Annotated in this window: 26 protein-coding genes, 2 tRNA genes and 1 pseudogene; 11 read left to right on the forward strand and 18 right to left on the reverse strand. The window is 61.6% G+C overall.

What is annotated here, in order from left to right; all coding sequences use genetic code 11:
* Nucleotides 1-150 precede the first annotated feature (150 nt).
* From ACQ4LH_RS13555 to ACQ4LH_RS13575, 5 genes are all read left to right on the forward strand, one after another.
* Complete coding sequence (locus ACQ4LH_RS13555) at nt 151-1,347, forward strand: amino acid aminotransferase (RefSeq protein WP_305593649.1); 1,197 nt, start codon at nt 151-153, stop codon at nt 1,345-1,347.
* Between the two features lie 64 nt (nt 1,348-1,411).
* Nucleotides 1,412-1,487, forward strand: a tRNA-Asn gene (locus ACQ4LH_RS13560).
* 9 nt (nt 1,488-1,496) lie between these two features.
* Nucleotides 1,497-1,573, forward strand: a tRNA-Pro gene (locus tag ACQ4LH_RS13565).
* Between the two features lie 350 nt (nt 1,574-1,923).
* Complete coding sequence (locus ACQ4LH_RS13570) at nt 1,924-2,148, forward strand: DUF2061 domain-containing protein (RefSeq protein ID WP_430697628.1); 225 nt, start codon at nt 1,924-1,926, stop codon at nt 2,146-2,148.
* Nucleotides 2,149-2,253: 105 nt separating this feature from the next.
* A complete protein-coding gene (locus ACQ4LH_RS13575) occupies nt 2,254-3,813 on the forward strand; it encodes a beta (1-6) glucans synthase (protein WP_430697629.1) in 1,560 nt (519 codons plus the stop codon).
* Here the strand turns inward: ACQ4LH_RS13575 and ACQ4LH_RS13580 are convergent, their stop codons facing one another.
* Nucleotides 3,814-4,182: a hypothetical protein gene (locus ACQ4LH_RS13580; protein ID WP_430697630.1), complete on the reverse strand. Its 369-nt coding sequence runs from the start codon at nt 4,180-4,182 to the stop codon at nt 3,814-3,816.
* Between the two features lie 104 nt (nt 4,183-4,286).
* Here ACQ4LH_RS13580 and ACQ4LH_RS13585 point away from each other — a divergent pair, with 104 nt between their 5' ends.
* The 4 genes from ACQ4LH_RS13585 (at nt 4,287) to ACQ4LH_RS13600 (ending at nt 7,587) form a co-directional block, all read left to right on the forward strand.
* Complete coding sequence (locus ACQ4LH_RS13585; RefSeq protein ID WP_430697631.1) at nt 4,287-4,859, forward strand: hypothetical protein; 573 nt, start codon at nt 4,287-4,289, stop codon at nt 4,857-4,859.
* 142 nt (nt 4,860-5,001) lie between these two features.
* Nucleotides 5,002-6,300, forward strand: a complete 1,299-nt coding sequence (locus tag ACQ4LH_RS13590; RefSeq protein ID WP_430697632.1) for a serine/threonine protein kinase — start codon at nt 5,002-5,004, stop codon at nt 6,298-6,300.
* A 16-nt stretch (nt 6,301-6,316) separates the two neighbouring features.
* Nucleotides 6,317-7,069 carry an MlaA family lipoprotein gene (locus tag ACQ4LH_RS13595; RefSeq protein ID WP_430697656.1) on the forward strand — a complete coding sequence of 251 codons (753 nt, stop codon included), beginning with the start codon at nt 6,317-6,319 and terminating at the stop codon, nt 7,067-7,069.
* 74 nt (nt 7,070-7,143) lie between these two features.
* Nucleotides 7,144-7,587 carry a MerR family DNA-binding protein gene (locus tag ACQ4LH_RS13600; protein ID WP_430697633.1) on the forward strand — a complete coding sequence of 148 codons (444 nt, stop codon included), beginning with the start codon at nt 7,144-7,146 and terminating at the stop codon, nt 7,585-7,587.
* A gap of 6 nt (nt 7,588-7,593) precedes the next feature.
* On the opposite strand, the gene ACQ4LH_RS13605 is transcribed toward ACQ4LH_RS13600, so the two are convergent.
* The 10 genes from ACQ4LH_RS13605 to ccmA all read right to left on the reverse strand — a co-directional run bounded on the left by ACQ4LH_RS13605 (nt 7,594) and on the right by ccmA (nt 14,906).
* Complete coding sequence (locus tag ACQ4LH_RS13605) at nt 7,594-7,920, reverse strand: hypothetical protein (RefSeq protein ID WP_430697635.1); 327 nt, start codon at nt 7,918-7,920, stop codon at nt 7,594-7,596.
* Nucleotides 7,917-9,119, reverse strand: coding sequence for a c-type cytochrome biogenesis protein CcmI (ccmI, locus tag ACQ4LH_RS13610; protein WP_430697636.1), 1,203 nt, complete (start codon nt 9,117-9,119; stop codon nt 7,917-7,919). Before ccmI ends, ACQ4LH_RS13605 begins: the two co-directional genes overlap by 4 nt.
* On the reverse strand, nt 9,119-9,601 hold the full coding sequence (locus ACQ4LH_RS13615; RefSeq protein WP_430697637.1) for a cytochrome c-type biogenesis protein: 483 nt from the start codon (nt 9,599-9,601) through the stop codon (nt 9,119-9,121). The genes ccmI and ACQ4LH_RS13615 overlap by 1 nt, the downstream gene beginning before the upstream one ends.
* A complete protein-coding gene (locus tag ACQ4LH_RS13620) occupies nt 9,598-10,134 on the reverse strand; it encodes a DsbE family thiol:disulfide interchange protein (RefSeq protein ID WP_430697638.1) in 537 nt (178 codons plus the stop codon). The genes ACQ4LH_RS13615 and ACQ4LH_RS13620 overlap by 4 nt, the downstream gene beginning before the upstream one ends.
* Nucleotides 10,131-12,104 carry a heme lyase CcmF/NrfE family subunit gene (locus ACQ4LH_RS13625; protein WP_430697639.1) on the reverse strand — a complete coding sequence of 658 codons (1,974 nt, stop codon included), beginning with the start codon at nt 12,102-12,104 and terminating at the stop codon, nt 10,131-10,133. The genes ACQ4LH_RS13620 and ACQ4LH_RS13625 overlap by 4 nt, the downstream gene beginning before the upstream one ends.
* Nucleotides 12,101-12,589 (reverse strand): cytochrome c maturation protein CcmE, encoded by a 489-nt coding sequence (ccmE, locus tag ACQ4LH_RS13630; RefSeq protein WP_430697640.1) that lies wholly within the window; start codon nt 12,587-12,589, stop codon nt 12,101-12,103. Before ccmE ends, ACQ4LH_RS13625 begins: the two co-directional genes overlap by 4 nt.
* Nucleotides 12,586-12,762, reverse strand: coding sequence for a heme exporter protein CcmD (gene ccmD / locus ACQ4LH_RS13635; protein WP_430697641.1), 177 nt, complete (start codon nt 12,760-12,762; stop codon nt 12,586-12,588). Before ccmD ends, ccmE begins: the two co-directional genes overlap by 4 nt.
* Entirely contained in the window at nt 12,759-13,529 is a 771-nt protein-coding gene (locus tag ACQ4LH_RS13640; RefSeq protein ID WP_430697657.1) for a heme ABC transporter permease, read from the reverse strand. The genes ccmD and ACQ4LH_RS13640 overlap by 4 nt, the downstream gene beginning before the upstream one ends.
* A 73-nt stretch (nt 13,530-13,602) precedes the next feature.
* Nucleotides 13,603-14,274 carry a heme exporter protein CcmB gene (gene ccmB / locus ACQ4LH_RS13645; protein ID WP_108490504.1) on the reverse strand — a complete coding sequence of 224 codons (672 nt, stop codon included), beginning with the start codon at nt 14,272-14,274 and terminating at the stop codon, nt 13,603-13,605.
* Nucleotides 14,271-14,906, reverse strand: a complete 636-nt coding sequence (gene ccmA / locus ACQ4LH_RS13650; RefSeq protein ID WP_430697642.1) for a cytochrome c biogenesis heme-transporting ATPase CcmA — start codon at nt 14,904-14,906, stop codon at nt 14,271-14,273. Before ccmA ends, ccmB begins: the two co-directional genes overlap by 4 nt.
* A gap of 163 nt (nt 14,907-15,069) precedes the next feature.
* Between ccmA and ACQ4LH_RS13655 the strand changes: the two genes are divergently transcribed.
* Nucleotides 15,070-16,614 carry a flagellar hook-length control protein FliK gene (locus ACQ4LH_RS13655; RefSeq protein WP_430697643.1) on the forward strand — a complete coding sequence of 515 codons (1,545 nt, stop codon included), beginning with the start codon at nt 15,070-15,072 and terminating at the stop codon, nt 16,612-16,614.
* Complete coding sequence (locus tag ACQ4LH_RS13660) at nt 16,611-16,937, forward strand: EscU/YscU/HrcU family type III secretion system export apparatus switch protein (RefSeq protein ID WP_430697644.1); 327 nt, start codon at nt 16,611-16,613, stop codon at nt 16,935-16,937. Before ACQ4LH_RS13655 ends, ACQ4LH_RS13660 begins: the two co-directional genes overlap by 4 nt.
* A gap of 22 nt (nt 16,938-16,959) precedes the next feature.
* Here ACQ4LH_RS13660 and ACQ4LH_RS13665 read toward each other — a convergent pair whose 3' ends face one another.
* The 7 genes and pseudogenes from ACQ4LH_RS13665 to ACQ4LH_RS13695 form a co-directional block, all read right to left on the reverse strand.
* On the reverse strand, nt 16,960-17,364 hold the full coding sequence (locus ACQ4LH_RS13665; protein ID WP_430697645.1) for a DUF2802 domain-containing protein: 405 nt from the start codon (nt 17,362-17,364) through the stop codon (nt 16,960-16,962).
* Nucleotides 17,365-17,367: 3 nt separating this feature from the next.
* Nucleotides 17,368-17,847, reverse strand: a complete 480-nt coding sequence (locus tag ACQ4LH_RS13670) for a chemotaxis protein CheW (protein WP_430697646.1) — start codon at nt 17,845-17,847, stop codon at nt 17,368-17,370.
* A gap of 105 nt (nt 17,848-17,952) precedes the next feature.
* Nucleotides 17,953-18,795, reverse strand: a complete 843-nt coding sequence (locus ACQ4LH_RS13675; RefSeq protein WP_430697647.1) for a CheW domain-containing protein — start codon at nt 18,793-18,795, stop codon at nt 17,953-17,955.
* Nucleotides 18,796-18,882: 87 nt separating this feature from the next.
* Nucleotides 18,883-19,671 carry a ParA family protein gene (locus ACQ4LH_RS13680; RefSeq protein ID WP_339412095.1) on the reverse strand — a complete coding sequence of 263 codons (789 nt, stop codon included), beginning with the start codon at nt 19,669-19,671 and terminating at the stop codon, nt 18,883-18,885.
* Between the two features lie 50 nt (nt 19,672-19,721).
* Nucleotides 19,722-20,591 carry a flagellar motor protein MotD gene (gene motD, locus ACQ4LH_RS13685; protein ID WP_430697648.1) on the reverse strand — a complete coding sequence of 290 codons (870 nt, stop codon included), beginning with the start codon at nt 20,589-20,591 and terminating at the stop codon, nt 19,722-19,724.
* A gap of 12 nt (nt 20,592-20,603) precedes the next feature.
* Complete coding sequence (locus ACQ4LH_RS13690) at nt 20,604-21,344, reverse strand: flagellar motor protein (protein ID WP_305593668.1); 741 nt, start codon at nt 21,342-21,344, stop codon at nt 20,604-20,606.
* Nucleotides 21,344-22,442: pseudogene (locus tag ACQ4LH_RS13695) on the reverse strand (protein-glutamate methylesterase/protein-glutamine glutaminase). The gene ACQ4LH_RS13690 and the pseudogene ACQ4LH_RS13695 overlap by 1 nt, the downstream one beginning before the upstream one ends.
* Nucleotides 22,443-22,489 lie beyond the last annotated feature (47 nt).

Raw genomic sequence — 22,489 nt, forward strand, 5'->3', positions numbered from 1 at the left:
CGGCTTGAAAGCCTACGTCAAAACCGGTGAAAAGCGTGTGCCTGCTGTCGCAGCACAGGTTATGCGTCGGTATACTACCGGCCCACTTACGCAACCCCTAGCAGGGTGTTGCCTGATACTCAACTTCTCCTCTTCAGAGCTGCCGCATCCATGAGTCTGTTCTCTGCCGTCGAAATGGCTCCGCGCGATCCCATCCTGGGCCTCAATGAAGCATTCAACGCCGATACCCGTGCGACCAAGGTCAACCTGGGCGTGGGCGTTTACTACAACGAGGAAGGCCGCATCCCATTGCTGCGCGCCGTAGCCGAAGCCGAGAAAGCCCGCATTGAAGCCCACGCCCCGCGTGGTTACCTGCCGATTGAAGGCATTGCAGCCTATGACAGCGCCGTGCAGAAACTGTTGCTGGGCGCCGACTCCGAGCTGATCGCCGCTGGTCGGGTGATTACTACTCAGGCCGTGGGCGGCACGGGCGCACTGAAAACCGGCGCCGACTTCCTCAAGCGTCTGCTGCCCAATACCGTGGTCGCCATCAGCGACCCGAGCTGGGAAAACCACCGCGCGCTGTTCGAGTCCGCCGGCTTCACGGTGCACAATTACCGCTATTACGACGCAGCCAGCCACGGCATCAACCGCGCCGGCATGCTCGAAGACCTGAAGAACCTGCCCGCCCGCTCGGTTGTCGTGCTGCACGCTTGCTGCCACAACCCGACTGGCGTCGACCTGTCGCTGGACGACTGGAAAGCCGTATTGGAGGTGCTGCGCGAGCGCGAACACGTGCCGTTCCTCGACATCGCCTACCAGGGTTTTGGCGACGGCATCGAGCAGGACGCCTTTGCTGTGCGCCTGTTCGCCGCCTCCGGCATCCCGTTCTTCGTCTCCAGCTCGTTTTCCAAATCCTTCTCGCTGTACGGCGAACGCGTCGGCGCACTGTCCATCGTCACCGGCAGCCAGGAAGAAGCCAGCCGCGTGCTGTCGCAAGCCAAGCGCGTGATCCGCACCAACTACTCCAACCCGCCAACCCACGGCGCCACGGTTGTCGCCTCGGTGCTGAACAGCCCTGAGTTGCGCGCCTTGTGGGAAGAAGAGTTGGCCGGCATGCGTGAACGCATTCGCGGCATGCGCATGGCCATGGTCGAGCAGCTGGCTGCACTCAACTGCAAGCGCGACTTTGGTTTCGTCGCACAGCAGCGCGGCATGTTCTCCTACTCGGGCCTCACCGCCGAGCAGGTCGAACGGCTGAAAACCGAGTTCGGCATCTACGCCGTCAGCACCGGCCGCATCTGCGTCGCTGCGCTGAACCAACGCAACCTGCCAGCTGTTACTCAGGCCATCGCTGCCGTTCTCTGAGTCACTGGGGAAGTCGATCAGGTATTGACTTCCCCTTTCTAATCAGTAGGATACGCGCCATTGTTCCGCGATAGCTCAGTCGGTAGAGCAAATGACTGTTAATCATTGGGTCCCAGGTTCGAGTCCTGGTCGCGGAGCCAGTAGTACATCGGGGTATAGCGCAGTCCGGTAGCGCGCCTGCTTTGGGAGCAGGATGTCGGGAGTTCGAATCCCCCTACCCCGACCATTTTTGGTCGTTGGCTCAGTTGGTAGAGCAGTTGGTGTTTAACCAATACTCATGAGTCAGAAAACCACATGCACCACCCTTTCAAGCCTGCTTGAAAGTAAAAACCCGCCTAGTGCGGGTTTTTTATTGCTTGCCATCCATGGCAACCACCCTTCGGGCCGTCGCTACGCGACGTTAAAACTGTTCCAGACAGTTTTTTATTGGCTATTTATTTGCTCACGGCCACATGGGTCAGCCAGCGTATCAATCGTCAAAAACTATCGAATCCATTCAAGCACAACATTTCCCCAATCAAACTTGAGCGACTAGGCTGCACTTCAATAGAGAACAATTCTCACTCGAGGTGCGTCATGCTCAAGACTGTGACTTTTACCCTGATGCACTTCTGCATTGCCTTCGGCGTCACTTACGCGCTGACCGGCAGCATTGCGGCCAGCGGCCTGGTCGCCGCCATCGAACCGCTGTGCAACTCGGTGGGTTTCTACTTCCACGAGAAGGTCTGGCAGCGCATCGAAGGTCGCGCAACAACTGCCGCCGCACGCCCCAAGCATGCCTGGCTGCATCACCAGGCATAAGGTTTGCTGCCACGGTAAAACCCTTGAGCAGGGCGTAAAAACAGCCAGCGAGGTGCTGGGCCAATCCGCTACTATGCGCGGCTCAGCCACCATACGCGCCCGATCATGCCTGCTACTTCTCGCCCCCCTGCTGCTCCCTACGTGTTTGCCTGCCTGCTTGGCCTGCTGGCGCTCTTCGGTCTGTGGTTTGGCATTGGCCAACCGGTCGAACTGGCGGATGCCGCAACGCCCACGCACAAACTGCAGTGCGCGTCCTACACGCCGTTCGACAAAGACCAATCGCCCTTCGATCAGCCGATGCAGCTGCGCCCCGAGCGCATGGAAGCGGATCTGGCCTTGCTGGCCGAACGCTTCGAGTGCCTGCGCACCTACTCAGTGACCGGCCTGGAAGAGCTACCGAACATGGCGCGCAAACATGGCCTGAAACTGATCGTCGGCGCTTGGGTCAGCCGTAACCCAGCCGACACCGCGGTCGAGATCGCCGGCCTGGTGAAAATTGCCAATGCCCACCCGGACGTGGTGCAGGCGGTGATCGTCGGTAACGAAGCGCTACTGCGCAAGGAAGTCACCCCGCAGCAACTGGTGGCGTTGATCGAACAGGTCAAGGCGCAGATCGAGCAACCTGTGACCTATGCCGATGTTTGGGAGTTCTGGCTCAAGCACCCAGAAGTCGCCCCCGTAGTGGACTTCATCACCATCCACCTGCTGCCCTACTGGGAAGACAATCCTGCCGGCATCGAAAGCGCGCTGCATGAAGTCGCCGAAGTGCGCCAGACCTTTGGCAACGCCTATGCGCCCAAAGACATCCTGATCGGCGAAACCGGCTGGCCGAGCGAAGGCCGCCAGCGTGAAACGGCGGTGCCAAGCCTGGTCAACCAGGCCAAGTTTATCCGTGGCTTTGTTGCCATGGCCGAGCAGAACGGCTGGCGCTACAACCTGATCGAGGCGTTTGACCAGCCGTGGAAGCGCGTCAGCGAAGGTGCCGTGGGCGGTTACTGGGGCCTGTATGACGCTGATCGCCAGGACAAGTCGATCCTCGCCGGCTCCGTATCCAACCTGCCGCACTGGCCGGCCTGGCTGGCGTTGAGCATGGGTCTATTTGCCGCCACTCTGCTGCTGGCCGGCCGGCCGAACTCGCCACGTGCCGCGCTGCTATTGCCGCTGCTGGCGGCGCTGGGCGCCGGCTGTATCGGTCTGTTTGCCGAATTGACGCTGGTTACCAGCCGCTATCTCGGCGAATGGCTCTGGGCCGGCGCGCTTATTCTGCTGAATCTGCTGGTGCTGGCCCACGCCGCGCTGCTGCTCAGTCGGCAGGCTGGCTGGCGCGCGCGGCTATTCAACTGGCTGCATAGCAAAGGCGCGCTATGGCTGGCACTGAGCGGCTTTGCCGGAGCGGTGATGATGTTGGCGCTGGTAGTTGACGCGCGTTACCGCAGCTTCCCCAGCGCCGCGCTATTGCTGCCGGCGCTGGTCTATCTATCTCGTCCGGTGGGCGGCTATCGCCGTGAGGTCGCTCTGCTCGCCCTGCTGATCGGCGCATGCATTGCGCCGCAGCTGTACCAGGAAACCCTAAGCAACTGGCAAGCCCTGGGTTGGGCGCTGACCTGCGTGCTACTGGTGGCCGCACTGTGGCGCAGCCTGCGGGTTAAAGCGCAAACCGCCTGATCAGGCGGTTTGCGGCGCGCGCACCCAGCGCAGCAGCGCCAGCACCACGGCAAATACCGCGAGGCTAGCGCTGTACAACACCAGCGCCGGCAGAGCGAGCAGCAATGCCGGCACCGCCAAACGCTTGCCCCAGGCACCCGGCAGCACAAACGCCAGCACAGCAATAATCAGCGCAGCCCAGGCCAAGACCCGGAAATGGATCAACCAGCCAAGGCTCGCCCGCACCTGGCAGGCCAACTGCTGCGGGGCTTCGACGCACAGGCCGACCCACTGCGCGCCTTCCATCAGCTGGTAACGCAGCGCAAAGCTCAGTGCCAGACACAGGGCTGCTGCGATCAGCAGAGCAGTCAGGGGCAGATAACGGGACATAGGCAACTCAAGCAGATAAAAAGGCTGCGTAGGATAAGCCGCCACGGCACGGATAACATCCCCCGAGATCGCCTACTCACAGCCTCTGCGGCTAGAATCCAGACATGCTGATACGTCGCCTGATACTGATCGCCGCAAGCCTGCTCGGCCTCTGGATGCTGTGGGTCATGTTGTTGCCCACGCCCAGCAGCCTGCCGCCCAGTACGCCGTTGTCCAGCGGCAGCTGGCGCGTGGCGGAACACACAGTCAGCAGGCTGGAGAGTTTCCAGCTGGAAGCGCGCATTCTGGGCCGTGAAGACTACTACTTCGACCGCGGCGCCAAACTCTCGCCGACCGATCTGGCGCTCGGCTGGGGGCCGATGGCCGACCCCGAGGTGCTACGCCACATCAACATCAGCCAACGCAATCGCTGGTACTTCTGGCGCGCCGAACAGTTGCCAATCGAACGCCGGCAGATTGAGATCCACAGTGCCAATATGCACCTGATACCTGCCAACCCTGAAGTGGCCAGCACCCTGGCAGGGCTCAAAGAAGGCCAGCAGATTCGCCTGAGCGGACAACTGGTGCGAATCGACGGCGACGATGGCTATCGCTGGACCAGCTCGCTCAGCCGGGAAGACACCGGCGACGGCGCCTGCGAGCTGATCTGGGTCGAGCAACTGGCGGTACTGCCCTAGCAAATTGGCTTTCGACATGACGCTTGCGCCTGAAAACCTGCATATCTATAACTAAACGGCACTTAGCCTGACTTATGTGGTCAAATCGTTCCGCATCTGACCCGCTCCATCAGCATCAGTCCTAGCTCTCAGAGATTTAGCCATGTCGCATGTCCCTCGTCTGCTTGCCCTTCTCAGTTGCCTAGCCCTGATTGCCCCCGTCAGCGCGGCCGATATCGATGCCAGCAGTTATGGCTTCCCCATCAGCAATGCATTCGAAGCCACCCTGGCGACCACCCCGCCGGAGCTGCGCCCGGAGCTTCCGGCCGACGCCGACATCAACCAGAGCGACTACCAGATCAAACTGCGCCCGGAGCGCGAGTTCGAGCTGCCAGACAACTTCTGGCCGGTCACCAAGATGCGTTACCGCATGGCCAAGCAGTCCGGCGAAGCGCCGCTGATCTTTATCATCGCCGGCACGGGCGCGCATTACGCCAGCAGCACCCCGGAATACCTGAAGAAGCTGTTCTACGGCGCCGGTTATCACGTGGTGCAACTGTCCTCGCCCACCAGCTATGACTTTATGACCTCGGCCTCGCGCTTTGCCACACCCGGCATTACCCGCGAAGACGCCGACGACCTGTACCGCGCCATGCAAGCCGTGCGCGCACAGCATCCGCGCCTGAAAGTCAGCGAATACCACCTCACCGGCTACAGCCTCGGCGCGTTGCAGGCCGCCTTTGTCAGCGAGCTGGATGAAACCCGCCGCAGCTTCAACTTCAAGCGCGTGCTGCTGCTCAACCCGCCAGTCAACCTCTACACCTCGATCACCAACCTCGACCGCATGGTGCAAACCAAGGTTGAAGGCATCGACAACAGCACCACCTTCTATGAACTGGTGCTGGGCAAACTGACCCGCTATTTCCAGAACAAGGGCTACGTCGATATCAACGACGCCCTGCTCTATGACTTCCAGAACTCCGGCGAGCAACTTAGCGACGAGCAGATGGCCATGCTGATCGGCGCAGCCTTCCGCTTCTCCTCCGCCGATATCGCCTTTACCTCGGACCTGATCAACCGCCGCGGCCTGATCACCCCAATCGACTACCCGATCAGCGAAGGCACCAGCCTCACGCCGTTCTTTCGTCGCGCCCTGCAGTGCGACTTCGACTGCTACCTGACCGAGCAACTGATTCCCATGTGGCGCGCCCGCACCGACGGCGGCAGCGTGGCGCAGCTGATCGATCAGGTCAGCCTGTATGCAGTGGCCGACTACCTGAAAAACAGCAGCAAGATCGCCGTTATGCACAACGCTGACGACGTGATTCTCGGCCCTGGTGACCTGGGCTTTTTGCGCACCACCCTGGGCGATCGCCTGACCGTATACCCGCTGGGTGGCCATTGCGGCAACCTCAACTACCGCGTCAATAGCGACGCCATGCTGGAGTTCTTCCGTGGCTAAGCCCATTTCCCTTGCCGTGTTTTTCACCCTGTTGCTGGGCAGCAGCCTGGCGCACGCCGAGCACAGCGTTGATGACGACGGCTTCAAACAGCCGTTGCAGCACCTGCAGTTCAACCCCGGGCTGGATCAGCGCGAATTTGAGCGCTCGACCCTCAGCGCGCTGCATGTGTATGACCCGCTGGAATCGTGGAACCGCCGCGTCTATCACTTCAACTACCGCTTTGATGAATGGGTGTTCCTGCCGATTGTCGACGGCTACCGCTATATCACCCCTAACCTGGTGCAGACCGGCGTCAGCAACTTCTTCAGCAACCTGGGTGATGTACCCAACCTGCTCAACAGCGCGCTGCAGCTCAAGGGCAAGCGCGCCATGCAGACCACCGGCCGCCTGCTGCTCAACACCACCCTAGGGGTCGCCGGCCTGTGGGACCCGGCTACGCGCATGGGCCTGCCCAAGCAGCGCGAAGACTTCGGCCAGACCCTCGGCTATTACGGCACACCTGCCGGGCCTTACCTGATTCTGCCGCTGCTGGGCCCATCCAACCTGCGTGATACCGGCGGCCTGGTGGCGGACTTTGCGGCGAAAAGCCAGGTCAACTGGCTGAACGTCGCCGAAGCCAGTGTCAGCCACCCGGAAATCACCCTGCTGGAAGTCGTCGACCAGCGCTCCACGGTGAACTTCCGCTACGGCCAGCTCAACTCGCCGTTCGAGTACGAGAAAATTCGCTTCGTCTACCACGAGGCGCGCAAGCTGCAAATCGCCGAATAAACCTGCGAGCTTGACCCAAGGGCCGCCCCCAGGTTTTAACCTGGCGCGGCCTTTGTCGATTCTGGAGATTGATTATGCGCGTAGCCCAACTGGCCAAAGCCGCCGCTGTCAGCAGTGAGACCGTGCGTCACTACACCGATCTAGGCCTGCTCAGGCCCACGCGCAACCCGGATAACGGCTACCAGGAATACTCCAGCGCCGACCTGCAACGCCTGCGCTTTATCGCCCGCGCCCGCCGTCTGGGTTTTAGCCTGAAAGACACACAGCAGATCCTCGCCAGTGCCGATAACGGCCATGCGCCCTGCGCCGAGGTGCGCGACCTGCTTAGCGAACGCCTGGCGGCCTTGCAGGCGCATATCGAGGAGTGCCAGCGCCTGGCGCTGGTGATGCAGAACGCCTTCGACGACTGGGCCGACAAGGGCGAATGCGCCCCCGATGGTCAGGCCATCTGCCGTTTGATCGAAGATTTCGAGCCGGATATCGAGCGCCGTCCAGCGACGCCCTGCCCCGCGCACTAAAAAACCTTACTGCGCGTAACGACGAGTCAGGCCAGGCGGCACACCGCTGTTGTCGGTCGGCAACCAGGGACCCTGCGGGTTACTGGCCCAGCTCCAGCCAGAGTTCCAGCGGTAATAGGTGCGCTCACGGTAGTACAGGTGAGGCGCGCCACCGACCACGTACACGCCTAATTGCCCATCCCACTGGCTATCCACCCCAGGTGGCGGAGCAAAGCGTGGGTGGTTGCTGCTGCCACTCGGGGTTGTTACTGGTGCCGTGGCAAACGGGCTCTGCACGCAAGCACCGAGTCCCAGCAGGCTAATCAGCACGGCGCCACGCAGTAACGACCTCATGGCGCTTTGCTGTCAGCGCTGTCGATCAACAGCTGCTGCAGCTCGGTGGTCTTACTGGCAAGCGGCTGGCTGCTGCCAATCCACTCACCGGCCGTGGCGTTGCCGCTACGGGAGATACGTGCGACCAGCTGCACCTGCTCGAAGCCGGAGATTTTCAGCTGCGGCATCATCGCATCGCTGTCCGACAGGCTGACTTCAGCCGGCAGATCAGCCACGCTCAGGCGCTTGACCGCCAGCGGCATCGGCGGCCCGGAGACCGCGCGGGCGAAGATAAAAACCGCATCGCCCGGTTGTACCTTGGCCTGCAGCTCGGCAGCCAGAGCGACTCGCACTTTCAGGCCTTGGCTAGCTGTCGGTGCAACATCGGCCGCCGGCGCGCTAAGTTGCTCACGGGCGCGATCAATCCCGCCCTGAATCGCCATGCGCGAAGGGTCTTCGGCCGGCAGAACCGCCACCAGCTGTTGCCAGCGATCAATCGCCTGCTGAAACTGCCCGGCTTCATAGGCGGCAATACCGAGCAGACCAAGGCTGGTGACTTCCGCCGGATCGGCTTTCAGCGCCTCATCGGTCAGCGCCTGCAGTTGTTCGGTCCATTGCTTGTTGCCGGAAAAATACAGCGCCTGCGCCCACTGCCCGAGCAGCTCCGGCTCACGCCCGGCAACACCCACAGCGCGCTCGAAAGCCACGGCGGCATCAGCGGCACGCTCCTGAGCCATATAGGTACGGCCAAGGAAATACCAGCTTTCGGCGGACTTGGGATCGTTCTTCACCGCAGCTTCCAGGCGGGCAGTCATTTCCTCGATGGTCTTTGGCTGCGCGGCAAAGGTTTGCGCACGCTCGACATCATCGATGGCGCCCCAGTGCTGGTACAGGCCATACCCCAGCAGCGGCATCAGCAGCGCGGCAATCAGTGGAATCCTGCCGCCCAGCGCGCGCTGAGTCGGCTGCGCTTGCGCACCCTCGGTATCGGCGAGCAACTCGCGGGCTGCCTCATCACGACCATTGGCCAGTTGCTCGGCATTCAGCGCACCCGCGTCGTGCTGGCCTTGTAGGTCCAGCAAACGCTCCTGATACAGGGTCACGTTAAGGGCAGTACGGTCTTCTTCGGCCTGCACCTTGCGCGCACGCAGCACCGGGATCAACAAAAACGCCAGGGCCGTTAGCAACAGCAGGCCGGCGCATAACCAGAATTCAATCATCAGTCTTTCTTATCCACAGGCGTTTGATTAAGCAGAGCAGCCAGACGCTGCTGTTCATCTGCAGACAGGCCACTGGCGGCGGCGCCCGGCTTGCTGCGACGACGCACCAGGATGACCCCGAGCAGGACGAAACCACCGACCAGCAAACCAGCCGGGCCATACCACAGCAGCAACGTGCGCGCGGTTACCGGCGGCTTGTAGAGGACAAAATCGCCATAGCGGCTGACCAGAAAATCAATGATCTGCTCATTGCTCTGGCCCTCCTCCAGCATGCGGAAGATCTGCGCACGCAGGTCCATGGCTATCGGCGCATCGGAGTCGGCGATGTTCTGGTTCTGGCACTTGGGGCAGCGCAGCTCTTCCACCAGATTGCGGTAACGCTCGCGCTCGGCCTCAGTAGCAAATTCATAGGTGTCGATAGCGGCCTGGGCGGTGCCAAGCAAGGCCAACCCCAGTACCGCAGCACTCAGCAGACGCTTCATGGCTGCACCTCATCGACCAGTTCCTGATACAGCGGAGCCAGCTGTTCACGCCAGACACGCTCATCGATCACCCCGACAAACTTGTGGCGAATGATGCCGTCCTTGTCGATCAGGAAGGTCTCGGGCGCACCGTACACGCCCAGGTCCAGGCCCAGGGTGCCGCGCGCATCGTTGATATTCAGCTGATAGGGATCATGGAACTCCACCAGCCACTTCTGCGCGGCGGCGTTGTCATCCTTGTAGTTGACCCCGTGAATGGTTACGCCGAGCTTGGCCAGCTTGTTCAGCACCGGATGCTCAACACGGCAGGCTACACACCAGGTCGCCCAAACGTTGACCAGCGCCGGCTTGCCCTTGAGATCGGCCTCGCTCAGCGTCTTGCCATCCTGCACCGCTGGCAGGGAAAACGCCGGGAACGGCTTGCCGATCAACGCCGAAGGCAGCTCGGTGGGATCGAGGAACAGGCCACGGTAGAGAAATACCGCCACGCTGAGAAACAGCACCAGCGGTAACAGCAGCAGTAAACGCTTCATGCCTGCGCCCCCGCCATGCCCAGCGCATCACGCACACGGGTGCGTACCTTCATGCGGTAGCGCTTGTCGCTGGCAGCGAGGAAGCCGCCAAAGCCCATCAACAGCGCGCCGAACCAGATCCAACGAACGAACGGTTTGATATGCACGCGTACCGCCCAGGCGCCGTTTTCCAGCGGTTCACCCAGGGCGACGAACAGATCGCGAGTGATCCCGGCGTCGATGCCGGCCTCGGTCATCACCGACTGCTGCACGGTATACAGACGCTTCTCCGGGTGCAGCACGGCAATCTGCTTGCCGTCTTCGAGGATGCGCACCGTGCCTTTGTCGGAGGTGAAGTTCGGCCCCTCGAAGTGCTCGGCACCTTCGAAAATAAACTGATAGCCGCCAATTTCCACGGATTCGCCCGGCGCCATGCGCATATCGCGCTCGAAGCTGCCCATGCTGGTCAGCACCACGCCCAAGGCGCACACAGCCATGCCCAGGTGCGCGGTCTGCATGCCCCAATAACTGCGGGTCAAGCTTGGCAAGCCGCGGAAAAAGCCCTTGTGGCGAGTTTTCTCGACGATGTCGCGCAGCCCGGCCAGCACCACCCAGGCGGCCAGCAGGCAAACACCTAGCACCGCCCAGTTGAAGTCGCCGACCAAGAAGGTGGCGATCACCGCCAGCACCACGCTGCCGATCAGTACCGGCGCGAGCATGCTCAGCAGCCACTGCAGCGGCGTGTCCTTCCAGCGCACCAGCACACCGACCGCGATCATCGCCATCAGCAGGCCCATCAGTGGCACGAACAAAGCATTGAAGTACGGCGGGCCGACCGACAGTTTGGCCCCGGTCATGGCGTCCAGCACCAGCGGGTAGAGGGTGCCGAGCAGAATCATCGCCGCGACCACCACCAGAATCAGGTTATTCACCAGCAGCAGGGTTTCCCGCGACCACAGGGCAAAGCCGACCTGGCTCTTGACCACCGGCGCACGCACGGCGAACAGCGCCAAGGAGCTACCCACCACCAACAGCAAGAAAGCCAGGATAAACACGCCGCGCTCAGGGTCGCTGGCAAAGGCATGCACCGAGGTCAGCACGCCGGAGCGCACCAGGAAGGTCCCCAGCAAGCTGAGGGAGAACGCAGCAATCGCCAGCAGCACGGTCCAGCTCTTGAACACGCCGCGTTTTTCCGTCACGGCCAGGGAGTGGATCAGCGCGGTGCCGACCAGCCAGGGCATAAACGAAGCGTTTTCTACCGGGTCCCAGAACCACCAGCCGCCCCAGCCGAGTTCGTAGTAGGCCCACCAGGAGCCCAGGGCGATACCGATGCCAAGGAAGGCCCAGGCGACGATGGTCCACGGCCGCGACCAGCGCGCCCACGCTGCGTCCAGCTTGCCGCCGAGCAAGGCGGCAATGGCGAAGGCAAAGGCCACAGAGAAGCCGACATAGCCCATATAGAGCATCGGCGGGTGAATGATCAGGCCGAAGTCCTGCAACAGCGGATTGAGGTCACGGCCGTCACCCGGGGTATCGAACAGCAGGCGTTCGAACGGGTTGGAGGTGATGATCAGAAACAGCAGAAAACCAATGCTGATAATGCCCATTACCGCCAGCACGCGGGCGAGCATCTCTTCAGGCAACTGGCGCGAGAAGATCGACACGGCAAAGGTCCAGCCGGCGAGGATCAGGCCCCAGAGCAGCAGCGAACCTTCGTGGGCGCCCCACACGGCGCTGAACTTGTAATACCAGGGCAATGCGCTGTTGGAGTTGTTGGCCACGTAGGCGACGGTGAAATCGTCGACCATAAAGGCGTAGGTCAGGCAGATAAAGGCAAACAGCATAAAGCTGAACTGCCCCCAGGCGGCCGGCTGGGCCAGGCTCATCCACTGCCGATCACCGCGCCAGGCACCAATCAGTGGCAGGGTCGCCTGCACCAGCGCCATGCACAGCGCCAGGATCATCGCCAGATGGCCGAGTTCGGGGATCATTGCGCGTACTCCGATGGGGACGCCTGCTTGGCCGCTTTGGCTGCGTCATGTTTCTGCTGCATACCGCTCTGCTCAAGAGCCTGCATGACTTCCGGCGGCATATAGTTCTCATCGTGTTTGGCCAGTACTTCATCGGCAATCAGCACGCCGTTGGCGTCGAGTTTGCCCATGGCGACGATGCCCTGACCTTCACGGAACAGGTCCGGGAGGATGCCGGTAAAGCGAATGGTCACGTTCTTGGCGCCGTCGGTAACGACGAAATCGGTTTCCAGCGAATCGCTGGAGCGCTTCACCGAGCCCTCTTCGACCAGGCCGCCGGCACGGATGCGGGTGTCCTGCGGGGCTTCGCCGTTGGCGATCTGCGTGGGGGTGTAAAACAGGTTGATGTTCTGCTGCAAGGCACTGAGGGCCAGGGCCACGGCAATGCCGACACCGGCAATGATGGCCAAGACGATATACAGGCGCTTTTTACGCACGGGGTTCACTTCGACTCCTCCCGGCGCAAACGACGCGCCTCGTCTTGCAGAAAACGGCGACGCGCCAGGATTGGCAGCGCCACATTCAGCCCCAACACAGCCAGGCTGATGGCATAACAGGACCAGACATAAGGCCCGTGGGTGCCCATGGCGATAAAATCGCTAAAGCTGGCAAAACTCATAGGCCCTTCTCCACCAGTGCCTTGGCTGCAACCTTGACGGCGGCCTTGGCCCAACTGCTGCGAGACTCACGCTTGAGCACTTCCAGGCGCATACGCATCAGCAGCACCGCACCAAAGAAGCAGTAGAAGCCCAGCACCATGATCAGCAGTGGCATCCACATCTCGAACGGCATGGCCGGCTTGGAAACAACGCTGAAGGTGGCGGGCTGGTGCAGGGTGTTCCACCACTCCACCGAGTATTTGATGATCGGGATATTCACCACGCCAACAATCGCCAGCACCGCGCAGGCCTTGGCGGCGCTGTCACGGTTGGTGATGGCGTTGCCCAGAGCGATTACGCCGAAATACAGAAACAGCAAAATCAGCATCGAGGTCAGGCGGGCATCCCACACCCAGTACGTGCCCCAGGTCGGCTTGCCCCAGATAGCGCCGGTCACCAGGGCGATCACAGTCATCCAGGCACCGATGGGCGCAGCCTGCTGCAGGGCGACATCGGCCAGTTTCATCTTCCACACCAGGCCGACAATGCCGGCCACCGCCAGCATCACGTAGATCGACTGAGCGAGAAACGCCGCGGGCACATGGATATAGATGATGCGAAAGCTGTTGCCCTGCTGGTAATCCGGCGGCGCAAAGGCCAAACCCCAGACCAGGCCAACCACCAGCAGCACGGCAGCGGCCAGGGCCAACCAGGGGAGCCAGCGGCTGCTGATTTCATAAAACCACTTGGGCGAGCCGAGCTTGTGAAACCACGTCCAGTTCATCAGGTTACTCATCAGTGCTAGGGCTGATCAGGGCGCAGGCAGGCACCCGGATCAACCGGCCATTCAGGCTTATTGTCTACTCAGCGACACTGATCGTCAGACCAGCGGCGATGGCAAAAGGTGTCAAGGTCACCGCCAGTGCGGTGAGGCTGGCCAACCACAACAGGTGGCCGACCGCCGGCAATCCTTGCAGGCTGGCTTGTAACGCACCGCTGCCGAGAATCAGCACCGGGATGTACAACGGCAAAATCAGTAGTGCGAGCAGCAGACCGCCACGTTTGAGGCCCACGGTCAGCGCCGCGCCGACCGCGCCCAGCAAGCTCAGCACCGGAGTGCCGAGCAGCAGGGAGATCAGCAATACCGGCAGGCAGCGCCCCGGCAAACCGAGCATCAGCGCCAGCAGCGGCGCCAACAGCACCAGCGCCAGGCCGGAGAACAGCCAGTGTGCCAGCACCTTGGCCAGAACCAGAAGAGCCAGGGGGTGCGGCGAAAGGACCCACTGCTCCAGCGAGCCATCCTCGAAATCACTGCGAAACAGCCCGTCCAGCGAGAGCAGCACGGCCAATAGCGCCGCTACCCACACCAGCCCCGGCGAAAGGCTTTGTAACAACTGCGTCTGTGGTCCCACCGCCAGCGGGAACAATGCAATCACTATGGCGAAAAACACCAGCGGGTTGGCCAGCTCGGCCGGACGACGGAATAACAGGCGCGCTTCACGAGCCAGCAGCAGGGTAAAAACATTGCTCATGGCGTGCGTTGCCCCAGATCAAGCTCGCGGTAACCGGCCGGTTTGACCGTCAACTCATGGTGCGTGGTCAGTACGACTAGGCCGCCCTGCTGACAATGCGCAGCCAGATGATTTTCCAGCTGCGCCACCGCCGCCTTGTCCAGCGCGGTAAACGGCTCATCCAGCACCCAGAGTGACGGGCCTGGCAGGTACAGACGGGCCAACGCCACACGGCGCTGCTGCCCGGCGGACAGCGTGTGACAGGGCACATCCTCAAAACCACGCAGCCCCACCGCCGCCAGCGCCTGCCAGATGGCCTCACGCTCGGCCGGCTGATGCAGGGCGCAGAGCCAGGTGAGGTTCTCCTCGGCAGTGAGCAAGCCCTTGATGCCGGCGGCATGGCCGATCCACAACAGATTGCGCGCCAGCTCAGCCCGCTGCTCCGCCAGCGGACGGCCATTCAGGCGAATCTCACCGGAGGTCGGCTGCATCAGCCCGGCCAGCAACCGCAGCAGGCTGGTCTTGCCGCTGCCGTTGGGGCCGGCCACCTGCAGCATGTCACCGGGAACCAGTCGCAGCTCCAGACGCTCGAAAAGCATGCGCCAGTCTCGCTCACAGGCGAGCGCAACGGCTTCGAGAAGAGGACTGGTCAAGGCATCGGTACCTAAGATGGATGGCAAAAGCTGTTCAAGTCGGCAGAGTCTTGGCCGCTATACTGACGCAAGTGGAATGCGCAGCCGAACCAGACGGGGCGCGATTATACATGCCCGACCTCGCCTCCCGCAGTGGGCATTTTCGACAGGGTGTAACCCGCCAATGAGTGAAATCAGCAGCCCGCGGCCTATTGCGCCGACACCGCCCAGTAGCCGCCCCAACGCCATAGCGGCTGACCTGGCGGTGAAACTGCTGCAGCCCATGCAAGGCCTGCTGGCCAGCGGTGAAACCGCCAAGGCCGAAGTCATCGCACTAAAGGAAGTTGCGCAAAGCTTTCAGATGCTGCTCAAGCTGACCCTGAACAACGGTAGCCAGACCACCCTAGAAGCCAACAGTCCACGCCCGCTTGCCCAGGGCACCTCGCTGGCGGTGACGGCCTTGTCGGACACGCGCCTGGCCCTTGCCGTACTGGCAGGTGGCGACAAGGCGCTGACCAGCCTGGATCTCGAACAACTGCCCGTCGGCACCCTGCTGCAAGGCAAGGTGGTTGCCCGCGAGCAAGTACTTCAAGCCCGCTCGCAGCAGGTGATCTACAAGGTGCTGGTCAGCCTGCTCAACACACCGCTGGCGGGCAGCAAGCTGTCCCTGGAAACGCCGCTGGCGCTGCCCCTGGGCAGCCTGCTCAGCGCTCAGGTACAAGGCAGCCAGGCGTTGAACTTCCTGCCCCTGAGCGGCCGCCTCGATCAACTCGCGCTGAGCCAGCAACTGGGCAGCCAAAGCAACCGCCAAGGCTCACTGGAAGGCTTGTTCAGCGCCCTGCAAGGGCTGCGCGGCAATGCCGAAATAAGTGAAGGCCTGCGCACCAGTATCGACAAACTCTTCGGCGCCCTGCCCGACGCCGCTCAACTGAGCAGCCCCAAAGGCCTGGCCATGGCCCTGGAAAACAGCGGCATCCTGCTGGAAAGCAAATTGCTCGGCGGCCAGGGCCAAGCGCTACCGGCAGACCTGAAAGCCAACCTGCTGCGCTTGATTACCCAGTTGCTGCCGAACCTGCCTGCGGGCCCCCCGCTGACAGCTGCCAACGCCGGCTCAGCCTTGGCCCAGGCGATGCCGGCCCTGGCCCGCGACCTGCTCGGCAGCCTGGGCAAAGCCACTAGCCGCCAACAAGCCTTGAACTTCCCCCTGCCCTCGCGCCTGCTGCAGGCCATGGAAGGTGAAGCGGATCTGGAAACCCTCCTCAAGCTGGCAGCTGCCGCGATCTCACGCCTGCAAACCCATCAGCTTTCCAGCCTGGCGCAGAGTCAGGTAGGCCCGGACGGCAACCTGCTCACCACCTGGCAACTGGAGCTGCCCATGCGCAACCAGCAAGAGTTGGTGCCCTTGCAGGTAAAAATCCAGCGCGACGAAAGCAACCCGCAAGGTAAGCCTGAGAAAAAAGAAACCCTGTGGAAGGTCGAGTTGGCATTCGACCTCGATCCGCTGGGCCCCTTGCAGGTCCAGGCGCAACTGGCCCACGGCAGGCTGTCCAGCCAACTCTGGGCCGAACGCAGCAGCACAGTCAGCCTGATAGATGCGGAACTGGACAACCTGCGCCAACGCCTGAGCGCCGCCGGCGTGCAGGTTGGCGAACTGGCGTGCAGCCAAGGCATACCCCCACGCGGGCCGCGCACAACCCTGGAACAACGCTGGGTGGATGAGACCGCATGAAGAAGACCGCGCCCCGCCAGGCCATCGCCCTCACCTACGACGGCCAGAGCGCGCCAATACTCAGCGCCAAAGGTGATGACGAACTGGCCGAAGCCATCCTGGCCATCGCCCGCGAGTACGAAGTGCCGATCTACGAAAATGCCGAACTGGTGCGCCTGCTGGCGCGACTGGAGCTGGGGGATGCGATCCCCGAGCAGCTGTATCGCTGTATCGCGGAAATCATCGCCTTTGCCTGGTACTTGAAGGGTAAATCGCCAGCCGGCAGTGAGCGCGATACCGACATCACGCCGCCGCTGCGTCTATTGGAAGGCCCGGCACATTGATTACTGCTAAGGGTTTGCGGAATCAGGAACGCTGCAGCTTGGCTTGCTGCATCTTGCTCACCAACTCAGCCTCGGCCTTGCTCAGGCCACAGGACTGGGTCAGGTCATCCACACTGGCGCCCATACCAGCCAGACGCGCAGCCTGGGTAAACGACAGGCTGCTGGGGTCACGCTGCTCGATCTGATTGAGCTTGTCCGGTAACGGCGCGACCACCCGGCGCAACTCGTGCAACTCCTCACCCATCTGCACGCTACCGGTCAGGTAGGCATCCAGACGCCGGCTAAGCTCCTTGAGCCGCCGATCCTGCACGGCATCACGCTCACCTTGCAGCTTGATGCTGTCGCGCAGTTGCCGGGTCAGCCAGACGCATGCGCCTATCAGCCCCAGGCAGACCAGGGCCAGCGCGATCAGCAGCGCGTCGAGCATGGCTTAGATGCTCTCCAGATCGGACCACTCTTCTTCGCTCATCATCTTGTCCAGCTCGACCAGAATCAGCAGTTCGCCGTTCTTGTTGCACACGCCCTGGATAAACTTGGCAGACTCGTCGTTGCCAACGTTCGGCGCGGTCTCCACTTCCGATTGGCGCAGGTAAACCACCTCGGCCACGCTGTCGACCAGGATGCCAACCACTTGTTTGTCCGCCTCGATGATCACGATGCGGGTGTTATCCGTCACCGTGGTGGAATCCAAGCCGAAGCGCTGACGCGTGTCGATCACGGTCACCACGTTGCCACGTAGGTTGATGATGCCCAGCACATAGCTCGGAGCACCCGGGACAGGGGCAATCTCGGTATAGCGCAAGACTTCCTGAACCTGCATCACATTGATGCCATAGGTTTCGTTGTCCAGGCGGAACGTTACCCACTGCAGAATCGGATCATCAGAACCTTGTGCAGAACTTTTCTTCATGTCCCTAGCCTCGTCATGAACCGCTCGCGGCGGCAATCGCGGGTGTATACCCCGCTGTGATTACTATAGATGCAAAGCTGCGCACATCGCACAGCCCGGCGTGATTCAGTGCGCCCGGCTGCCGGCCATACGCTTGGCCGCACCGCTGGCGATCAGCTCAGCCAGGGATGCGACATCTAGCAAGGCACACATATGTTCTATAACCGTACCGGCCAACCACGGGCGCTGCGTCCGCTGGCTGCGCCACTTGACCTCGTTGGGGTCGAGACGAATCGAGCGGCTGACCTGATGCACCGCCAGCCCCCACTCATAGCCCTCAACGGAAATCACATACTGCAAACCCTCGCGAAAATCATCGCGGTAACGATCAGGCATCACCCAGCGCGCAGTATCCAGCACCTTCAGGTTGCCGGCCTGGCACGGCAGTATGCCGAGAAACCAGTCCGGCTGGCCAAATAATGGCGTGAGCTCCTGACCTTCCAGGGGATAAATCGAGCCTAGACACACCAGCGGAACCGCCAGGGTCAGACCAGCAACATCAAACAACAGACATTCGAACGGCCCCTGGGCCCACTCAGGCCGACCCTGTAGCACCGGTTCCGGCACCACCAGCACTTGCGGCGTAGGCTGTACCGCTTCGACTACCACGGCAGCCTCAACCACCTCTTGCGGCGCCTCGACGCGGACTTCAATTTCCGGCGCGGGCATCTCGATGGTCGGCAGCACCAACGGGCGCGGCGCCAGTTCAGCCACAGGCTTGGCAGCCACAGTTTGTTGTACCTGCGGCATTGTGCGGGCGTCGCGCACCTGCTCCTCCAGCACCGCCGCCTCGAACTCATCGAGGGTGATGCTTTCGGCAAACTCGACCGCAGCGTCCTGCAGCAAGCCGTCCAGATAGGACTGCAAGGCCAGTTGCGGACGTGTAGCGGTGGCTAGGGGACGACTCATGAATACAACCCGCAATAACAATCTGTACAGACTATCGGCCGCGCTGGCGGCAGACTTGAGCCTATATCTTCAGCATAGCCGTTCATCTCACGCGACCTGTGCGGCAATCTGTTGCGACAGCAGGTGTTTGAGCAACGCCCGGTAGGCAATTACCCCACGGCTATTGTTGTCGAACTTTGACGGCGTAAGCCCGGCTCGGCTGGCATCACGCAAACGCGTATCCACCGGAATGTACGCCGGCCACAGATGTTCAGGGTAACTGTTGCGCAGCACCCGCAGCGTGCCCATAGAGGCCTGGGTACGCCGGTCAAACAGGGTCGGCACAATGGTGTAAGGCAACGCTTGCTGACGCGAGCGATTGATCATCGCCAGGGTATTGACCATCCGCTCCAGACCCTTGACGGCCAGGAACTCGGTCTGCACCGGAATCACCAACTGCTGGCTGGCGGCCAGAGCATTGACCATCAACACGCCGAGCAAGGGCGGACTGTCGATCACCGCATGATCGAAATCCTGCCAGAGCTGCGCCAGGCTCTTGGCAATCACCAGGCCCAAGCCGCTCTGCCCGGGCGACTGGCGCTCCAGCGTAGCCAGCGCGGTGCTGGACGGCAGCAGGGAAATTCGCTCATCGCTGGTAGGCAACAGCAATTGCTGCGGCAAACCGCGCGGCACGCTGCCTTTATGCTGAAACAGATCGAAGCTGCTGTGCTCCAGGCTGTCCGGGTCGTGCCCGAAATAGCTGGTCATCGACCCATGGGGATCGAGATCGACGATCACCACACGTTTGCCGGCATCGGCCAACAGGCCTGCCAGAGCGATTGATGTGGTGGTCTTGCCGACTCCACCTTTTTGATTGGCTACTGCCCAGACTCTCATCGTTATCATCCTCCCGGTACAGCTGCAGCCTGACCGAGAACGGGGCCACCCTATGGGGCCGGCGACGGGGGATTGACGGCTCCCGCTTGCGGGGCCGGCGCTGCTGGGGCTGGTGCAGGTTGCGTGCCAGCCCGTTGCAAGGCCGCATCGGGTTTGGCGTTGGCACTACCGACACCACTCACGCTACGGCGCACATCTAGATTGCGCGAGATCACCAACACCACCCGCCGATTGCGACCACGGCCTTCTGCCGTGGTGTTATCGGCAACAGGCTGGAACTCGCCATAACCCACTGCCGCCAGACGACTGGGGTTGACCCCGTCCATTGTCAGCATACGCACGATACTCGCGGCCCGCGCGGTAGACAGCTCCCAGTTGGTCGGGAACTGGGCCGTCTGAATCGGCAGGTTGTCGGTAAAGCCTTCTACATGAATAGGGTTTTCGTAAGGTGCCAGAATTTTGGCTACCTTCTCGATAATGTCGAAAGCCGCATTATTGGGGATGGCGTCGCCGCTGGTGAACAGCAGGCTGGAACTGAGTTCAATCTCGATCCACAGCTCATTGCCACTGACCTTGAGCTGTTCGGACTGAATCAGATCACCGAAGGCCTCACGCACGCTGCTGGCGATGTCCTGTAGATCATCGGCGGATGACTGCGCGCTTTCCTCATCCACCAGGGATCGGTCTGGCTCGGTGGTACGTGGCCGCTCTTCGCCCACGGGGATTGGCTTGATCGCCCGATCCGGCTGATTGAACACCCCGGTCAGGCTGTCGGAAAGAATCTTGTACTTGCCTTCGTTGATCGAAGAAATCGAATACATGACCACGAAAAACGCAAACAGCAAGGTAATGAAGTCGGCATAGGAGACCAGCCAACGCTCATGGTTTTCATGTTCTTCTTGATGACGCCTGCGGGCCATAGAGTGTCCCCATCAATCCATAAAGCCTTGCAGCTTCAATTCGATGGAGCGCGGGTTTTCACCCTCGGCGATCGACAGGATGCCCTCGAGCAGCATCTCGCGATAACGCGACTGACGCTGGGCGATGGCCTTGAGCTTGTTGCCAATCGGCAGCAGCAGCAGGTTGGCAAAACCCACGCCGTAGATGGTTGCCACAAAAGCCACGGCAATCCCGGCACCCAGCTTGCTCGGATCAGCCAGGTTGCCCATCACGTGAATCAGGCCCATCACGGCACCGATAATGCCAATGGTCGGCGCGTAACCGCCCATGCTTTCGTACACCTTAGCGGCCTGAATATCGCGGCCTTCTTGGGTGTACAGATCGACTTCGAGAATACTGCGAATGGCTTCTGGCTCCGCGCCATCGACCAGCAGCTGCAAGCCTTTGCGGGCATAGGGATCGGCTTCGACATCGGCCACGGCTTCAAGGCCGAGCAGACCTTCCTTCCGCGCCGTCATGCTCCAGCCAACCACGCGGTTGATGCCGCCGGCCAGATCCACCCGGGGCGGAAAGAAGATCCAGCTGATGATTGCCAGAGCCCGCTTGAACACGTTCATCGGCGCCTGCAAAAACGCCGCGCCCAGGGTGCCGCCGATCACGATCAGCGCAGCAGGCCCATTGAGCAAAGCGCCGGCGTGACCACCTTCAAGGTAATTGCCGCCGAGGATGGCGACAAATGCCAGGATGACCCCAATAAGGCTCAGTACATCCATTAAATGCAGGTCTCCGCCAGGTGCCTGCCGATATCATCCAGCGGGTAGATAGCGTCGGCCAGGTTGGCTTTGACGATGGCCATGGGCATGCCGTAGATCACACAACTTGCTTCGTCCTGCGCCCACACCTGGCTGCCACCCTGCTTGAGCAGGCGCGCGCCTTCACGGCCGTCCGCGCCCATGCCGGTCAGCACGACCGCCAGCACTTTGTCCGCATAGGATTTGGCCACCGAGCCAAAGGTGATATCGACGCAAGGCTTGTAGTTCAGCCGCTCATCACCGGGCAGGATCTTCACCACGCCACGCGCATCGACCATCATCTGCTTGCCACCAGGCGCCAGCAGCGCCAGACCAGGACGCAATACATCACCATCCTCGGCTTCCTTGACACTGATGCGGCACAACTTGTCGAGGCGCTCGGCAAAGGCCTTGGTGAAGGCAGCAGGCATATGCTGGATCAGCACAATCGGCGCCGGGAAATTAGCCGGCAACTGGGTCAGCACACGCTGTAGCGCCACCGGCCCACCTGTTGAGGTGCCAATCGCAACCAATTTATAGGATTTGCGCTTAGGCGCAGCACTGGGAACAGCCGAGGTGGGTGCCGCAGCAGGACGGGCCAAGGTGCTGGTGGCCGCAGGGCGAGCCGCTGGTTTGGCTTGCGTAGCCGATGTCGCGGCAGGCGCAGCCACGGGTGGCGGGCTCAGGCTGCGACGGTTGCTGCGGGCAATGGTGTGAATTTTCTCGCAGAGCAGCTGTTTAACCCGCTCCGGGTTGCGCGAGATATCCTCGAAATTCTTCGGCAGAAAATCCACCGCACCGGCTTCCAGCGCATCCAGGGTAACGCGAGCGCCCTCGTGGGTCAGCGAGGAAAACATCAGCACCGGCGTCGGACAGCGCTGCATGATGTTACGCACGGCCGTGATGCCATCCATCATCGGCATCTCGTAATCCATGGTAATCACGTCAGGCTTGAGCGCCTGCGCCTGCTCGATGGCTTCACGGCCGTTAGTGGCGGTGCCGMTCACCCNSAATATTYKGRTCGGCYGGAAGAAATTTCCRCACCCGCCSSCGSAAAAAAACGGRGGCAWCAAACACCAAMACCCTAAMAACCCTMWWATAAAAAACTGACGCCGCCCGCCACGCCC

The sequence above is a fragment of the Pseudomonas peli genome, from assembly GCF_050563605.1.
GTDB lineage: Bacteria > Pseudomonadota > Gammaproteobacteria > Pseudomonadales > Pseudomonadaceae > Aquipseudomonas > Aquipseudomonas peli_A.